A 15,444-nucleotide genomic window follows, 5' to 3' on the forward strand; every position below is an offset into this window, starting at 1 on the left:
TCAAAGGAGACTCCAGATGGTGATCCGCGCACGCGCCCTCGCTCCCTCCCCCTCACGGCCTTCGCGCCCCTCGCGCCCCCGCTCCCGCGCCCTGCGCCTCGCCGCCGCCCTCGCCGCCGCGGGCACCGCCACCCTCGGCCTGTCCGCACCCGCCCAGGCGTCCGGCGGCGACCCCCTCGACTACGTGGCCCTCGGCGACAGCTTCAGCGCCGGGTCCGGCGTCCTGCCCCTCGACCCGACCGCGCCGCTCCTCTGCGCGCGCTCCACGGCCAACTACCCGCACGTCGTGGCCCAGCGCACCGGCGCTCGGCTCACCGACGTGACCTGCGGCGGAGCCCAGACCAAGGACTTCGCGGGGTCGCAGTACCCCGGCGTCGCGCCCCAGCTCGACGCGGTCAAGGCCGACACGGACGTCGTGACGCTGACGATCGGCGGCAACGACAACAACACCTTCATCAGCGCGATCCTGGCCTGCGGTTCCGCCGGCGTCCTGTCCGGCGGCAAGGGCAGCCCCTGCAAGGACGCCAACGGGGACAAGTTCACCAAGGCGATCGACGCCAGTACGTACCCCGCGCTGAAGACCGCCCTGCGAGCGGTCAAGGCCAAGGCCCCGGACGCGCGCGTCGGCGTGCTCGGTTACCCCTGGATCGTGCCGGCCAAGGCCGACCCGGGCTGCTTCGCCAAGATGCCGATCGCCAGTGGGGACGTGCCCTATCTCCGCGATCTCCAGGCCCACTTGAACAAGGCCGTGCAGCGTGCCGCCGCCGAGACGGGCGCCACGTTCGTCGACATGGCGGCCGCCTCGGAGGGGCACGACGCCTGCAAGCCGCTGGGCACGCGCTGGATCGAGCCCGTCCTGTTCGGCACCAACTTCGTGCCGGTGCACCCGAACGCCCTCGGCGAGAAGGGCATGGCCGACCAGGCCATCGGCGTACTGAAGCTGGGCTGACGGTTCCGGGGCCTCGACGGACCGGGCACGCCGACTCGCCAAACTCGCCGCACGCCTAACGTAGTTGGATGAGCAGAGCACAGTACGTCGACTTCTGGTTCGACCCCGTGTGCCCGTACACCTGGCTGACCTCCCGGTGGATCCGTGAGGTCGAGCGGGTGCGGGACGTCACTGTCCGGTGGCGGGTCATGAGCCTCTCGGTCCTGAACGAGCACTTGGACGTCGACCCCGAGGACCCCGAGGGGCAGTGGGGCGACTCCATGCGAGGACCGGGCCGGGTCTGCGCTGCCGTCACCGGGCGGTACGGGAACGAGGCCCTGGGCAGGTACTTCGACGCACTCGGCGTGCGGCTGCACGAGCGGGGCGAGTGGGACGGCGCCGAGCGCGCACTCGCCGACGCGGGCCTGCCCGCGGAGCTCGCCGCGGCGGCCCGGACGGATGCGTACGACGACGCCGTACGGGCCTCGCACGAGCAGGGCATCGCCCTGGTCGGCCCCGAGGTCGGCACCCCGGTCCTCTCCGTCCCCGGAGCGGGCGGGCTCTTCGGCCCGGTCGTCTCGCCCGCACCGAAGGGAGAGGCGGCGGGCCGACTGTGGGACGGGGTGGTGCTGATGGCGGGCGTCCAGGACTTCTGCGAACTGAAGCGGGCGTACGGCGAAGCGGACTTCGGCTGACCGGACGCCTGCCGACCTCGCGTTCCCGCCCCGCCCCGGCCCACCCCGCACCCCGACCGCCGCCCACCCCACCCCCTCAACTGCCCCCGCACGCTTACCTTTTCGTAAGTACCTGACTATTTAGTCCGTACTTGTGGGGAAGCGGGCGCCCGTCAAGCATGGTCGTCATGACAGATCAGCAGCACAAGACATCCGTGACCGTCATCGGCCTCGGCGCCATGGGACAGGCCCTCGCCGGTGCCTTCCTCCGGGCCGGCCACCCCACCACCATCTGGAACCGCACGCCGGGCAAGGGCGATGACCTGGTCGCCGCGGGCGCCACGCGCGCCGGTACGGCGGCCGAGGCGGCCCGCGCCTCGGACCTGGTGGTCGTCTGCCTCTACGACTACGAGGTCTCGCGGGCCGTGCTCGGCCCGGTCGCCGCGGACCTGGCGGGGCGCGTCCTCGTCAACCTCACCTCGGACACCCCGGAGCGCTCGCGCGAGGCCGCTGCCTGGGCCGCGGAGCACGGCATCGCGTACCTGGACGGCGCCATCCTGGTGCCGGTGACCGTGATCGGCACCGCTGACGCGCTGCTCTTCCACAGCGGCCCGAGAGCCGTGTACGAGCGGCACGAGAGCACGCTCAAGGTGCTCGGCGGCAACACCGTGTACCTCGGCGAGGACCACGGCCTCGCGGCCGTCTACGACAACGCCCTGCTCGACTTCTTCTGGACCAGCATGTACGGCCTGGTGCACGCGTTCGCGCTGGCCGGGGCGGACGGCGTGAAGGGGGCGGAGCTGGCGCCCTACATGAGTGCCCTGCTCTCCATCTTCCCGGCGGCCGTCGAGTCGACCGCGGTCGAGGTCGACTCCGGCGAGTATCCGGGTGACCAGGCCCCGCTGGTCACCGAGGCCGCCAACGTCGATCACGTCATCCACGCCTCCGTGCACCGGGGCCTGGACGTGGAGGCCTTGAACGGCATCAAGGCCGTCCTGGACCGGGCGATCGCCCGGGGGCAAGGCGCCGACGGCTGGACGGCCATCATCGAGGCCATCCGCACCCCCGAAGCCCGGGCCCACTGAGCGACATGCGTGGCACGCCACCGTGGCTGACGGTGAACGCGACGGCCCGGACGAGCCGCCCGGAGCGCTGGCCTTGACGCCTGCGTCAAGGATTACCGTCGTACGCATGCGCATCGGCGAACTTGCGGAGCGGGCCGGCACCACCACGCGGACCCTCCGGTACTACGAGTCACGGGGGCTGCTGCCGGCTCGGCGCAGCGGCAACGGATACCGCACGTACGACGAGGACGACGTCCGCCTTCTGGAGCAGATCAGGACCTTGCAGGACTTCGGGTTCGATCTGGAGGAGACGCGGCCGTTCGTGGAGTGTCTGCGGTCGGGGCACCCGGCGGGCGACTCCTGCCCCGCCTCGCTCGACGTGTACCGCCGCAAGCTCGGTGAACTCGACGCGCTGATCCGTGAGTTGAGCGCGGTGCGCGCACAGGTCGGGGCGCAGCTCCTGCGTGCCGAGGCGGCGGTTCCGGGGGGTCCGGACCCGCGGTGCGAGCTGACGGACTGAGGGAGAGGGAGCGCAAGCATGGCGATGGTCGTGACGGACGGCGTGGCCGAGGTGACGGACGCGGACTTCGAGGGGGAGGTGCTCGGGGCGGAACTGCCGGTGCTCGTGGAGTTCGGGGCGCAGTGGTGCGGCCCGTGCCGGCAGCTCGCGCCGGTGCTCGGCGAGATCGCGCGCGAGGAGGCGGGCCGGCTGAAGATCGTGCAGATGGACGTGGACCACAACCCGCGGACGGCGATCGCGTACGGGATCCTCTCGGTGCCGTCCCTGGTGGTGTTCAAGGGCGGTGAGCCGGTGAAGTCCATGGTCGGCGCGCGCCCCAAGCGCAAGCTGCTCGCCGAGCTGGCCGAAGCCGAGGCGCTCTGACCGCGCGCAAGAAGTGCTCTGACCGCGCGCGACAAAGAGAAAAGCCCCGGACGAATTGACGTCCGGGGCTTTTCCTGGCGTATATTGGATCCTTTCGCGACCCCTGGCTCATTTGGGCGCACCGGAATCGCGAGAATCTGTATAAGAGCACTGTAACTGGCGAGGGGCTGAATTGTCAACCGAGGAATTGCGGGAAGAGCAGCAATTCGTCTCCGGGCTGTACGCGCGCCTCGACGCGCTGCGCGAGGAGGCGGAAGCCGCCGTGCGGGCGTCGTTGACGCAGGTCGGCAATGGTCTGCAGGCCAGGCTTGAGCGTGACGTCCTGGTGGCCGAGCGGTCCGGACTGCTGGCCGCCTTCAACGCGGAAGAAAACGGGCTCTGCTTTGGGAGGCTCGAATTCCGCGACGGCCGCGACCACCACATCGGGCGCATCGGAATCCGCGCGTCCGACGTCGAACGCACCCCACTCGTGATCGATTGGCGCGCGGACGTCGCACGCCCCTTCTATCTCGCGACCGGCCATGTCCCGATGGGGCTCCGGCGGCGCAGGCACATCACCACGAAGGGCCGTGACGTGACGGCCCTGCACGACGAGATCCTCGACCTCGGCGACACCACCCGCACCGGACACGAGGGCGCGAACGCCGACGAGGTGCTGCTCGCCGCCCTCGACTCGGCCCGCACCGGGCGCATGCACGACATCGTGCAGACCATCCAGGCCGAGCAGGACCGCATCATCCGGGCCCCGCACCAGGGAGTCCTGGTCGTCGAGGGCGGCCCCGGCACCGGCAAGACGGTCGTGGCGCTGCACCGCGCCGCGTTTCTCCTCTACGCCCACCGCCAACTGCTCGCCAAGCGCGCGGTCCTGATCGTCGGCCCGAACCCCGCCTTCCTCGGCTACATCAGCGAGGTCCTGCCCGCGCTCGGCGAGACGGGCGTCCTGCTCTCCACGGTCGGCGAGCTGTTCCCCGGCGTGACGGCCACCGCCACCGACACCCCCGAGGCCGCCGAGATCAAGGGCCGCGCGGAGATGGCGGACGTGCTCGCCGCCGCCCTGCGCGACCGGCAGCGCACCCCGGAGCCCGGCGCCCCGCTGATCATCGAGCACGACGACGGCGACCTGATCCTGGACTGGACGATCGCGAACGAGGCGCGCGAGGCGGCCCGTGAGGCGGACGTCCCGCACAACCTCGGCCGCCCGCACTTCGCCTTCCGCGTCATCGACATGCTCACCGGGCAGCTGGCCGAGCGGCTCGGCGCCGACCCGTACGGCGGCCCGAACTTCCTCGGCCCCGACGACATCGCGCAGCTCGGCAAGGCGATCGCCGCGAGCCCCGACGTGCACGCGGCCATCGAGGAGCTGTGGCCGCAGCTCACCCCCGAGGAGTTCCTCGCGGACTTCCTTCAGGAGCCGGCCCCGCATCTGCCGGACGAGGAGGCCCGGATCGTGCGGCGCCCGGCCGGAGCCGCCTGGACCGCCGCCGACGTCCCGCTGCTCGACGAGGCCGCCGAGCTGCTCGGCAGCGACGACAGCGCGGCACGCGCGAGGGCGGAGGCCGAGCGGGCCAAGCAGATCGCCTACGCGCAAGGAGTCCTCGACGTCTCGTACGCGTCCCGCACCCATGAGTTCGAGGACAAGGACGACGACGAGTCCGAGGTCCTGCTCGCGCACGACATCATCGACGCCGAGCGGATGGCCGAGCGCCAGGAGGAGGCCGACCACCGCAGCGCCGCCGAGCGGGCCGCCGCGGACCGGACGTGGGCCTTCGGGCACATCATCGTGGACGAGGCGCAGGAACTGTCCGCCATGGCCTGGCGGCTGTTGATGCGGCGCTGCCCGACCCGCTCGATGACCCTGGTCGGCGACCCCGCGCAGACGGCCGAGGCCGGCGGCTGCGGCTCCTGGGAGACGATCCTGTCGCCGTACGTCGAGGACCGCTGGGAGTACACCCGGCTCGGCGTCAACTACCGCACGCCCGTGGAGATCATGGACGTGGCCGCCGAGGTGCCCCGCGTCGAGCACCCCCGGTTCCGGCCGCCGAGTTCGGTGCGGTCCACGGGCGTGCTCCCCTGGGCGCGCCGCAGCGACGACCTCGCCGCCGACGTGGCCGACGCGGTGGCCGCCGAGGCGCGGGACGAGGGCCGCCTCGCGGTGATCGCCCCGCGCGAACTCCACCACGATCTCGCCGGAAAGCTTCCCGGGGTGACGGCCGGGGAGGCCCCGGACCTGACGCGGCCGGTCGTCCTGATCGACCCGCGTCAGGCGAAGGGCCTGGAGTTCGACACGGTCCTGGTCGTGGAACCGGGCCGCTACGGCACGAGCGACCTGTACGTGGCCCTGACCCGGGCCACGCAGCGCCTCGGCATCCTGCACGCCGAGGAGCTGCCGGTGGCGCTCAGACAGGTCGCAGCCACACCGTGGCCAGCGGCGGCAGGGTGAGCCGCAGGGACGCCGGACGGCCGTGCGAGGCCACCGGCTCGGTCTTGACCGGGTCCGGGTTGGAGACGTCGCTGCCGCCGTAGCGTCCCAGGTCCGTGTTGAGGACCTCGTGCCAGGCGGTGAACTCGCCGGGGACCCCGAGGCGGTACTCGTGCCGCACCACCGGCGAGAAGTGCGAGATGGCCAGGAGCGGCGTGCCCTCCGTGCCGTCGGCGTTCGCGGCGGGATAGCGCAGGAACGCGAACACGTTGTCCTCGGCGGCGTCGCCCTCGACCCAGGCGAAGCCGCCGGGGTCGGTGTCGCGCTGCCACAGGGCCGGGTCGCGGCGGTAGCCGGTGTTCAGGTCGCGCACGAGATCGCGCACGCCCCGGTGGTCGGCCTCCGCCCCGTACGCGGGATCGAGCAGCCACCAGTCGGGGCCGTGCCCCTCGGCCCATTCGGCGCCCTGGGCGAACTCCTGGCCCATGAAGAGGAGTTGCTTGCCCGGGTGGGCCCACATGAAGCCCAGGTAGGCGCGGTGGTTGGCGCGCTGCTGCCACCAGTCGCCGGGCATCTTGGAGACCAGGGAGCGCTTGCCGTGCACGACCTCGTCGTGCGAGATCGGCAGGACGTAGTTCTCGCTGTAGGCGTACACCATCGAGAACGTCATCTCGTGGTGGTGGAACTTGCGGTGCACGGGCTCCTTCGTCACGTAGTCGAGGGAGTCGTGCATCCACCCCATGTTCCACTTCAGGCCGAAGCCGAGCCCGCCGAAGCCGCCGGGGCCCTGGTGGTGCGTCGCGCGGGTGACGCCGTCCCAGGCGGTGGACTCCTCGGCGATGGTCACGACGCCGGGGCAGCGGCGGTAGACGGTGGCGTTCATCTCCTGGAGGAAGGCGACCGCGTCGAGGTTCTCCCGGCCGCCGTGCGCGTTCGGCGTCCATGCGCCGTCCTCGCGGGAGTAGTCCAGGTAGAGCATGGAGGCGACGGCGTCGACGCGCAGGCCGTCGATGTGGAACTCCTCGCACCAGTACGTGGCGTTGGCGACGAGGAAGTTGCGGACCTCCTTGCGACCGTAGTCGAACTCCAGGGTGCCCCAGTCGGGGTGCGCGGCCCGGCCCGGATCCTCGTGCTCGTACAGCGTGCGGCCGTCGAACTCCGCGAGCGCCCAGTCGTCGCGCGGGAAGTGCGCGGGCACCCAGTCCATGAGGACGCCGATGCCCGCCCGGTGCAGCGCGTCCACCAGGAACTTGAAGTCGTCGGGGGTGCCGAGGCGGGCCGTCGGCGCGTAGAACCCCGTCACCTGGTAACCCCAGGAGCCGCCGAAGGGATGCTCGGCGACCGGCATCAGCTCGACGTGCGTGAACCCCAGGTCGGCCACGTACGCGGGCAGCTGCTCGGCGAGCTGGCGGTACGTCAGGCCCGGCCGCCAGGACGCCAGATGGACCTCGTACACGGAGAAGGGCGCCTGGTGGACCGGCACCTCGGCCCGGCGCGCCAGCCACTCCGCGTCATGCCACTCGTGGTGCGACTCGTGCACGACCGAGGAGTTCGCGGGCGGTGTCTCCGTGCGGCGGGCCAGCGGGTCGGCGCGCAGCGTCTTCGTGCCGTCGGGCCGGGTGATCTCGTACTTGTAGAGCTCGCCCTCGCCGACGGACGGCACGAACAGCTCCCACACACCGCTGCCGCCCAGCGACCGCAGCGGGAATCCGGTGCCGTCCCAGAAGTTGAAGCCGCCCACCACGCGCACACCGAGGGCATTGGGCGCCCACACCGTGAAGCGCGTCCCGGTCGCCCCCTCGTGCACCATCGGGCGGGAACCGAGCGCGTGCCACAGCTGCTCGTGCCGGCCCTCGCCGATCAGATGCAGGTCCAGCTCGCCCACCGCCGGCAGGAAGCGGTACGCGTCGTGGATCTCCAGCTCCGCGTCCTCGTACGTGATGTGGAGCCGGTAGTCCTCGGGGATCTCGCGCAGCGGCAGCACCCCGGAGAAGAACCCGTCCCCGTCGTCCTGGAGCTCCGCCCGCAGGTCCTTGGCGACGACGGCGACGGAACGGGCGTACGGCCGAAGGGCGCGGAAGGCGATGCCCTCGGGCACGGCGTGCGCGCCGAGCACCCCGTGCGGGTCGTGGTGCGTGCCGCCCAGGAGGCGGGCGCGGTCGTCCTGGGGGACGGGTGACGTGGGCCGGACGGCGGCGGCCGGCGTCTGTACGGGCGGGATCGGTGCCTTCGGCTGCTTCTGCCGGGGCGCGGCGGACTTCCGGCTGGCGGGCTCCGGCTTCCGCTTGCCCTTCTTGCTGGCCTCGTCGGACGGTTTGCGCGGCTGCGGGCGGGGGGTCACGGGGGAGCCTCCAAGGCGATGGCGGGTCAGTGGGCTTCGGTGGCGGGGCCGTTCGTGGCGAGGCGCCGGATCGCGGCGAGGGGGACGGGGAGCCAGTCGGGGCGGTGGCGGGCCTCGTAGAGGACCTCGTAGACCGCCTTGTCCGTTTCGTAGGCGCGCAGCAGCACCGGGTCCATGCGCGGATCGCGGCCCGCGACCTCCGCGTACCCGGCGCAGTACGCCGCCCGGCAGTCGCCCGCCCACTGCGGAGCCCACGGCTGCCGGGAGCGTGCCGCGTAGTCGAAGGACCGGAGCATGCCCGCCACGTCGCGCACCGCGGGCTGCGGCAGCCTGCGCTCGGCCGGTGGCCGGGAGGGCTCGCCCTCGAAGTCGATGAGGGACCACTCCCCGGCGGGCGAGCGCAGGCACTGCCCCAGGTGCAGGTCGCCGTGGATGCGCTGGGCCGTCCACATCTCCTCGCCGCGCCCCAGGTCGGCGAGCGCCTCAAAGGTGGTGCGCAGGGTGGGGGCGTACGGCTGGAGGGCGGGCACCGCCCGGGCCGCGGCGTCCAGCCGGTCGGCCATGCCCTCGGCGATGAGTTCCATCTGGGCGCGGCCCAGCGTGACGGTGGGCAGCGCGTGCGCCAGCGCCAGATGCACCTCGGCGGTCACCCGGCCGAGCGCCCGCGCCTCGCCGCTGAACGCGCGCCCCGCGTCGAGTTCCTCCAGGGCCAGCTCCCAGCCGTCCGCCGTGCCCTTCAGATAGGGCTGGAGCACACCGAGGACGTATGCGTCATCCGTCGCGTCCTTGCCCTCGCCCAGGAACCAGGCGGCGGGCGCGGGCACTCGCGTGCAGCCCTCGCGGGACAGGACGAGTGGCAGCTCCAGGTCCGGATTGACGCCGGGCACCACGCGCCGGAACAGCTTCAGGATGAACGTATCTCCGTACACCAGCGAGGAGTTGGACTGCTCGGCGGCGAGCACGCGCGGGACGAGTCCTGCTCCTATGTCCTTGTGCGGGTCACGCTCGAAGCGGAGCCCGCCGATGCGCGCCCGCATCCGCAGCGCCTCGAGGAGGAAGCCGGACATACGGGAGTCGTGCAGCGCCTCGTAGACCGTGAACCCGGACAGCGGCCCCTGCGTCACATGGCCGATCAGGGCGGGTGCGAGCCGGGTCGGCAGCTCACGGCGTACCCCGACGAGGAGCTGATAGCAGTCGGCGGGCGGGGGCGGCGCGCCGCCGGTCTGCCCGGGCACGTGGGGCTGCCGCACCCGTACGAGCAGGTGCAGGAGGCCGGAGTCGGCGGTGGGCGGCAGCAGTTCGGTCACCGAGGTCACGGTGAACTCGGAGATGGGGCGGCCTTTGCCCGCGAACCAGCGCTGCCGTGGCAGCCACGGGCGCAGCAGCGGATCGAGCGAGGCGAGCAGCGCGTCCGCGGTGATGCCCGGGCGGGTGACGGCTTCCGACATGGCGTCGCGTCCTTTCCGCGGTGCGGACAAGGGAGAAGTGCGGGAGTGCCGGTTGTGCGGGGAGAGTTCCCAGGGCGGGGCGGTGGAAACGCCCCGCCCGGGAACGGCAGGGGTGGAGCCTACGCGGCGTCCCTGCGCAGCCGGAACCAGTAGAAGCCATGTCCGGCCAGCGTCAGCAGGTACGGGAGTTCACCGATGGCCGGGAAGCGCACCCCGCCGATCAGCTCCACCGGGTGCCTGCCGTTGAAGGTCTGGAGATCCAGTTCCGTCGGCTGCGCGAACCGCGAGAAGTTGTGCACGCACAGCACCAGGTCGTCCTTGTACTCGCGCAGGAACGCGATCACCGCCGGGTTCGACGACGGAAGTTCCGTGTACGAGCCGAGTCCGAAGGCGGGGTTCTGCTTGCGGATCTCGATCATCCGCCGGGTCCAGTGGAGCAGTGAGGACGGGGAGGACATGGAGGCTTCGACGTTGGTGACCTGGTAGCCGTAGACGGGGTCCATGATCGTGGGGAGGTAGAGGCGTCCGGGGTCGCAGGAGGAGAAGCCGGCGTTGCGGTCGGGTGTCCACTGCATGGGGGTGCGCACGGCGTCGCGGTCGCCGAGCCAGATGTTGTCGCCCATGCCGATCTCGTCGCCGTAGTAGAGGATCGGGGAGCCGGGCAGGGACAGGAGCAGGGCGGTGAACAGTTCGATCTGGTTGCGGTCGTTGTCCAGGAGGGGGGCCAGGCGGCGGCGGATGCCGATGTTGGCGCGCATGCGGGGGTCTTTGGCGTATTCCGCGTACATGTAGTCGCGCTCTTCGTCGGTGACCATTTCGAGGGTGAGCTCGTCGTGGTTGCGCAGGAAGATGCCCCACTGGCAGCCCGAGGGAATGGCCGGCGTCTTGGTCAGGATCTCCGAGACCGGATAGCGCGATTCGCGGCGCACGGCCATGAAGATGCGGGGCATGACGGGGAAGTGGAAGGCCATGTGGCATTCGTCGCCGCCGTCCTTGAAGTCGCCGAAGTAGTCGACGACGTCTTCGGGCCACTGGTTGGCTTCGGCGAGCAGCACGGTGTCGGGGTAGTGGGCGTCGATCTCGGCGCGCACCCGTTTGAGGAGGCCGTGGGAGCGGGGGAGGTTTTCGCAGTTGGTGCCCTCTTCGGCGAAGAGGTAGGGCACGGCGTCCAGGCGGAAGCCGTCGATGCCCAGGTCGAGCCAGAACCGCAGGGCGGAGATGATCTCTTCCTGGACGGCCGGGTTCTCGTAGTTGAGGTCGGGCTGGTGGGAGAAGAAGCGGTGCCAGAAGTACTGCTTGCGCACCGGGTCGAAGGTCCAGTTGGAGGCTTCGGTGTCGACGAAGATGATGCGGGCGTCCTGGTACTGCTTGTCGTCGTCGGCCCAGACGTAGTAGTCGCCGTAGGGGCCTTCGGGGTCGGTGCGGGACTGCTGGAACCACGGGTGCTGGTCGCTGGTGTGGTTCATGACGAAGTCGATGATCACGCGCATGCCCCGCTGATGCGCGGAGTCCACGAACTCCACGAAGTCGGCGAGATCCCCGAACTCGGGCAGGACGGCGGTGTAGTCCGACACGTCGTAACCGCCGTCCCGCAACGGCGATTTGAAGAACGGCGGCAGCCACAGGCAGTCCACGCCCAGCCATTGCAGATAGTCCAGCTTGGCGGTGATCCCCTTGAGGTCGCCGATGCCGTCGCCGTTGCTGTCCTGGAAGGAGCGGACGAGGACTTCGTAGAAGACGGCGCGCTTGAACCACTCGGGGTCTCGGTCCTTGGCGGGCGTGTCCTCGAATGTGTCCTGGACGGGCTCGTTGATGATCATGGTGTGGGTGACCCTCCGATCAACGGTGAGGACGGTCGCAGGACGCGGAAGATGTGCGCGGGCGCGCGGCCCGGCTCGAGGCGCACATAGTTGGCCCTGCCCCAGTGATAGGTGTCGCCGGTGAGCTCGTCGCGCACCGGCACGGTCTCGTGCCAGTGGAGGCCGAGTTTCGGCATGTCCAACGAGACCGTGGCCTCCTGGGTGTGGTGGGCGTCGAGGTTCACGACCACCAGAACCGTGTTCGACCCGTCCTTGTCACTGGATGTCTTGGAGTACGCGATCACCGCTTCTTGGTCCGTGGTGTGGAAGTGCAGGTCACGCAGTTGCCGCAGGGCGGGGTTGGAGCGCCGCACGCGGTTCAGCGTGGTGATGAGGGGCGTGATGGTGGAGCCCGTACGCTCTGCGGACTCCCAGTCCCGCGGCCGCAGTTCGTACTTCTCCGAATGCAGATACTCCTCGCTGTCGGCCCGCGCCGGGGCGTTCTCGCACAGTTCGTATCCGCTGTAGACGCCCCACGTGGGGGAGAGGGTTGCGGCGAGCACCGCGCGGGCCTCGAAGGCCGGGCGTCCGCCGTGCTGGAGGTAGGCGTGCAGGATGTCGGGGGTGTTGACGAAGAAGTTCGGCCGGAGGAAGTGGGCCGTCTCGCCCGACAACTCGCGCAGATAGTCGGTCAGTTCATCCTTGGTGTTGCGCCAGGTGAAGTAGGTGTAGGACTGCTGGAAGCCGATGGCGGCCAGGGTGTGCATCATGGCCGGGCGGGTGAAGGCCTCGGCCAGGAACAGGACGTCGGGGTCGGTGCGGTTGATGTCGGCCAGGACCTGTTCCCAGAAGACGACCGGCTTGGTGTGCGGGTTGTCGACGCGGAAGATACGCACGCCGTGGTCCATCCAGAACCGCAGCAGACGTAGGGTCTCGGCGACCAGGCCCGGCATGTCGCGGTCGAAGGCCAGCGGGTAGATGTCCTGGTACTTCTTCGGCGGGTTCTCGGCGTAGGCGATGCTGCCGTCGGCGCGGTGCTGGAACCATTCGGGGTGCTTGTCCACCCAGGGGTGGTCGGGGGAGCACTGGAGGGCGAAGTCCAGGGCCACCTCCAGGTCCAGGTCGCGGGCGCGGGCCACGAAGGCGTCGAAGTCGGCCAGGGTGCCCAGGTCGGGGTGGACGGCGTCGTGGCCGCCCTCGGGCGAGCCGATCGCCCAGGGCACGCCGACGTCGTGGGGACCGGGCGACAGGGAGTTGTCGGGTCCCTTGCGGAAGGTGCGGCCGATGGGGTGGATCGGCGGCAGGTACACCACGTCGAAGCCCATCGCGGCGATCGCCGGCAGCCGCTCGGCGGCGGTGCGCAAGGTGCCCGAGCGCGGCGGCTCACCCGCCCGCACGACGGCCCCCTCCGAGCGCGGGAAGAACTCGTACCAGGACCCGAACAACGCCCGCTCCCGCTCCACCAGCAGCGGCAACGGAGCGCTCTCGGTGACGAGTTCACGCAAGGGGTGCTCGGCGAGGACCGCGTCCACCTCGGGGGTGAGGGCGGCCGCCAGGCGCGCGGCGGGGGAGCGTGCCGTGTCGCGCAGGGCCTTGGCGGCGGCGCGGAGGACGGCGCGGCGGCCCTTGCTCGCCGGGGCGTCGGCCGCGGCGCGCTCGTGCAGCCGGGCGCCTTCCTCCAGGACGAGGTCGGTGTCGATGCCCGCCGGGATCTTGATGTGCGCGTGGTGGCGCCACTGGGACACGGGATCGCCCCACGCCTCGACGGTGAACGTCCATCTCCCCTCCGCGTCCGGGGTGACGTCCGCGCCCCACCGGTCGGTGCCGGGGGCCAGTTCCCGCATGGGCGTCCAGGGGCCGGGGCGTCCGGCCGGGTCGCGCAGGACGACGTTGGCGGCGACCGCCTCGTGTCCTTCGCGGAAGACGGTGGCGGTGACCTGGAAGGTCTCACCCGGCACCGCCTTGGCGGGCCGTCTCCCGCCGTGGACCTGGGGCGCGACGTCGAGGACGGGTATGCGCCCGGTGAGGGGTTCCGGCCGGGGGTCCCGCGGGTGATCCGGTTGCCGTGGTACGGGCCGCGATCCCTGCGGTGACTCCTGATCCGGGTCCTGCTCTGCTTCCCGCTGTGACTTCTGCTCTGGTGCCGGAGACTTGGGCACCCTTGTGGGGGCCTTTCCCGAGGGCGTCGCCGACGGGCGTGTTGAGGGCATTACCGCTCCTGTCCGCGTTGCGTGAGTGAGGCGGATACGGGGTGTGGAGGGGTTCAGCTACTGCATGCCGCTTGTGGGGGCCGTGGTGGAGCCGTGACTGCCGTACTGAGCCGTGCCGTACCGAGCCGTGACCGACCGTACTGAGCCGTGCGCGTACCGGGGGAGCCTTCCCACCAACTTCGGGTGGGCAATCCGGCGCTTTGTTAACTACTGGTGCGTAAGGCTCATACAAGACCGGCTCCCCATCGAGGGTGCTTCGGGATCGCCCCAGAGGCAAGGCCGCACCCGCACACGCAGAACCGGCCCCGCCGGGTGCGGCGGGGCCGGTTCGGTCGTGCGTCGTGCGCTACGGCTTGCTGACCTGCAACAACTTGTTCGGCGATCCGAGGCCGGCGCCCGTCACCTGGCCCGGGGCCGCTTGGTCGGCCAGTGCCTTGCCCACCGCGGCCGGGGTGGCCGAGGGGTGGGCGGCGAGGTAGAGCGCCGCCGCGCCCGCCGCGTGCGGCGAGGCCATCGAGGTGCCCGACAGGGTGTCCGTGGCCGTGTCGTCCGTCTTCCACGCGGAGGTGATGCCGACCCCCGGCGCGAACAGGTCGACGCTGCCTCCCCAGTTGGAGAAGCCCGCCTTGGCGTCCTTCGTGTCGGTGGCGCCGACCGTGACCGCCTCCTTCACGCGGGCCGGCGAGAACAGGAACGCCGGCAGGCCGTCGTTCCCCGCCGCGACCGTGTACGTGACACCCGACGCGATGGAGTTGCGTACGGCCGCGTCCAGTTGGGCGTTGGCGGTGCCGCCGAGGCTGAGGTTGGCGACGGCGGGCTTCTTCGCGTGCTTGGTCACCCAGTCGATGCCCGCGATGACCTGCGCGGTCGTCCCCGACCCCGCGTCGTCGAGCACCCTGACGCCCACGACGTCGGCCTTCTTGGCCACGCCGTGGCTCGCGCCGGCGACGGTCGCCGAGACGTGCGTGCCGTGTCCGTTCCCGTCCTGGGCCGTGGCGTCGCCGTCGACGAAGTCCCAGCCGCTGCGGGCACGTCCGCCGAAGTCCGCGTGCGAGGCGCGGATCCCGGTGTCGATGACGTACGCCGTCACACCCTGCCCCGCGGAGTCGGGAGAGGTGTAGGAGTTGTCGAGCGGCAGGGCCTTCTGGTCGATCCGGTCGAGCCCCCAGGAGGGCGGATCGCTCTGGGTGCCGTCCAGGGTCACGGTGCTGTCCTGGACGACGGAGGCGACGTTCGCGTCCCCCGCGAGTCTCTTGGCCTCGTCCGAACCGGCTTTCACCGCATAGCCGTTGAGGGCGGTGTCGTAGGTGTGGCTTATTTCCGCCCCGTACTTCGCGGCGAGTCCCTTGCCCGCGTCCGACGGGGCGTCGGTCCCGCCCTTGAGCGTGACGATGTAACTTCCGCTGATGGAACCGGGCTCCCCGGCGCCGAGTATCTCCCCGAGCGGGGGATCGGCGGGAGCGGCGTGTGCGGGCAGCGTGCTGGCCGAAAGCACCGCCGCCGTGGTGGCGGCGGTGACGGCCCCGGCCCACCGCAGACGCTTCGTTCGCGACAGAGTCATGCGCTGGATTCCCTCCCCAACTTGACGTGATTCTCGTGGAGTTGGAGGGGTCGGTGCCGGTTTCCCCGTATCCTCCACGAGCACCACTTGGCAGCCTCTCGTGCGGCGTGAGGGCCT

General features: G+C 71.1%; 11 protein-coding genes. 6 read left to right on the plus strand and 5 right to left on the minus strand.

The window, feature by feature from the left end:
- Positions 1-16: 16 nt before the first annotated feature.
- The 6 genes from QBL25_RS28225 to QBL25_RS28250 all read left to right on the plus strand — a co-directional run bounded on the left by QBL25_RS28225 (position 17) and on the right by QBL25_RS28250 (position 5,989).
- Positions 17-949, plus strand: a complete 933-nt coding sequence (locus QBL25_RS28225) for an SGNH/GDSL hydrolase family protein (RefSeq protein ID WP_409059770.1) — start codon at positions 17-19, stop codon at positions 947-949.
- A 68-nt stretch (positions 950-1,017) separates the two neighbouring features.
- Positions 1,018-1,623, plus strand: a complete 606-nt coding sequence (locus tag QBL25_RS28230) for a DsbA family protein (RefSeq protein WP_409059771.1) — start codon at positions 1,018-1,020, stop codon at positions 1,621-1,623.
- 167 nt (positions 1,624-1,790) lie between these two features.
- Positions 1,791-2,687 (plus strand): NAD(P)-dependent oxidoreductase, encoded by an 897-nt coding sequence (locus tag QBL25_RS28235; protein WP_409059772.1) that lies wholly within the window; start codon positions 1,791-1,793, stop codon positions 2,685-2,687.
- 106 nt (positions 2,688-2,793) lie between these two features.
- A complete protein-coding gene (locus QBL25_RS28240; protein ID WP_409059773.1) occupies positions 2,794-3,186 on the plus strand; it encodes a MerR family transcriptional regulator in 393 nt (130 codons plus the stop codon).
- 24 nt (positions 3,187-3,210) lie between these two features.
- Positions 3,211-3,549, plus strand: a complete 339-nt coding sequence (trxA, locus tag QBL25_RS28245; RefSeq protein ID WP_409062803.1) for a thioredoxin — start codon at positions 3,211-3,213, stop codon at positions 3,547-3,549.
- A gap of 172 nt (positions 3,550-3,721) precedes the next feature.
- A complete protein-coding gene (locus QBL25_RS28250; protein ID WP_409059774.1) occupies positions 3,722-5,989 on the plus strand; it encodes a HelD family protein in 2,268 nt (755 codons plus the stop codon).
- Here QBL25_RS28250 and glgB read toward each other — a convergent pair.
- From glgB to QBL25_RS28275, 5 genes are all read right to left on the minus strand, one after another.
- Positions 5,946-8,189: a 1,4-alpha-glucan branching enzyme gene (glgB, locus tag QBL25_RS28255; RefSeq protein ID WP_409062804.1), complete on the minus strand. Its 2,244-nt coding sequence runs from the start codon at positions 8,187-8,189 to the stop codon at positions 5,946-5,948. The genes QBL25_RS28250 and glgB overlap by 44 nt on opposite strands.
- A gap of 146 nt (positions 8,190-8,335) precedes the next feature.
- Positions 8,336-9,757 (minus strand): maltokinase N-terminal cap-like domain-containing protein, encoded by a 1,422-nt coding sequence (locus tag QBL25_RS28260; protein ID WP_409059775.1) that lies wholly within the window; start codon positions 9,755-9,757, stop codon positions 8,336-8,338.
- Positions 9,758-9,876: 119 nt separating this feature from the next.
- Positions 9,877-11,577: a maltose alpha-D-glucosyltransferase gene (gene treS, locus QBL25_RS28265; protein WP_409059776.1), complete on the minus strand. Its 1,701-nt coding sequence runs from the start codon at positions 11,575-11,577 to the stop codon at positions 9,877-9,879.
- A complete protein-coding gene (locus QBL25_RS28270) occupies positions 11,574-13,766 on the minus strand; it encodes a maltotransferase domain-containing protein (RefSeq protein WP_409059777.1) in 2,193 nt (730 codons plus the stop codon). The genes treS and QBL25_RS28270 overlap by 4 nt, the downstream gene beginning before the upstream one ends.
- Before the next feature lie 346 nt (positions 13,767-14,112).
- Positions 14,113-15,327, minus strand: a complete 1,215-nt coding sequence (locus QBL25_RS28275; RefSeq protein WP_409059778.1) for a S8 family peptidase — start codon at positions 15,325-15,327, stop codon at positions 14,113-14,115.
- Positions 15,328-15,444 lie beyond the last annotated feature (117 nt).

Origin of the sequence: Streptomyces sp. SYP-A7185 (genome assembly GCF_046103685.1) — a bacterium.
Classification (GTDB): domain Bacteria; phylum Actinomycetota; class Actinomycetes; order Streptomycetales; family Streptomycetaceae; genus Streptomyces.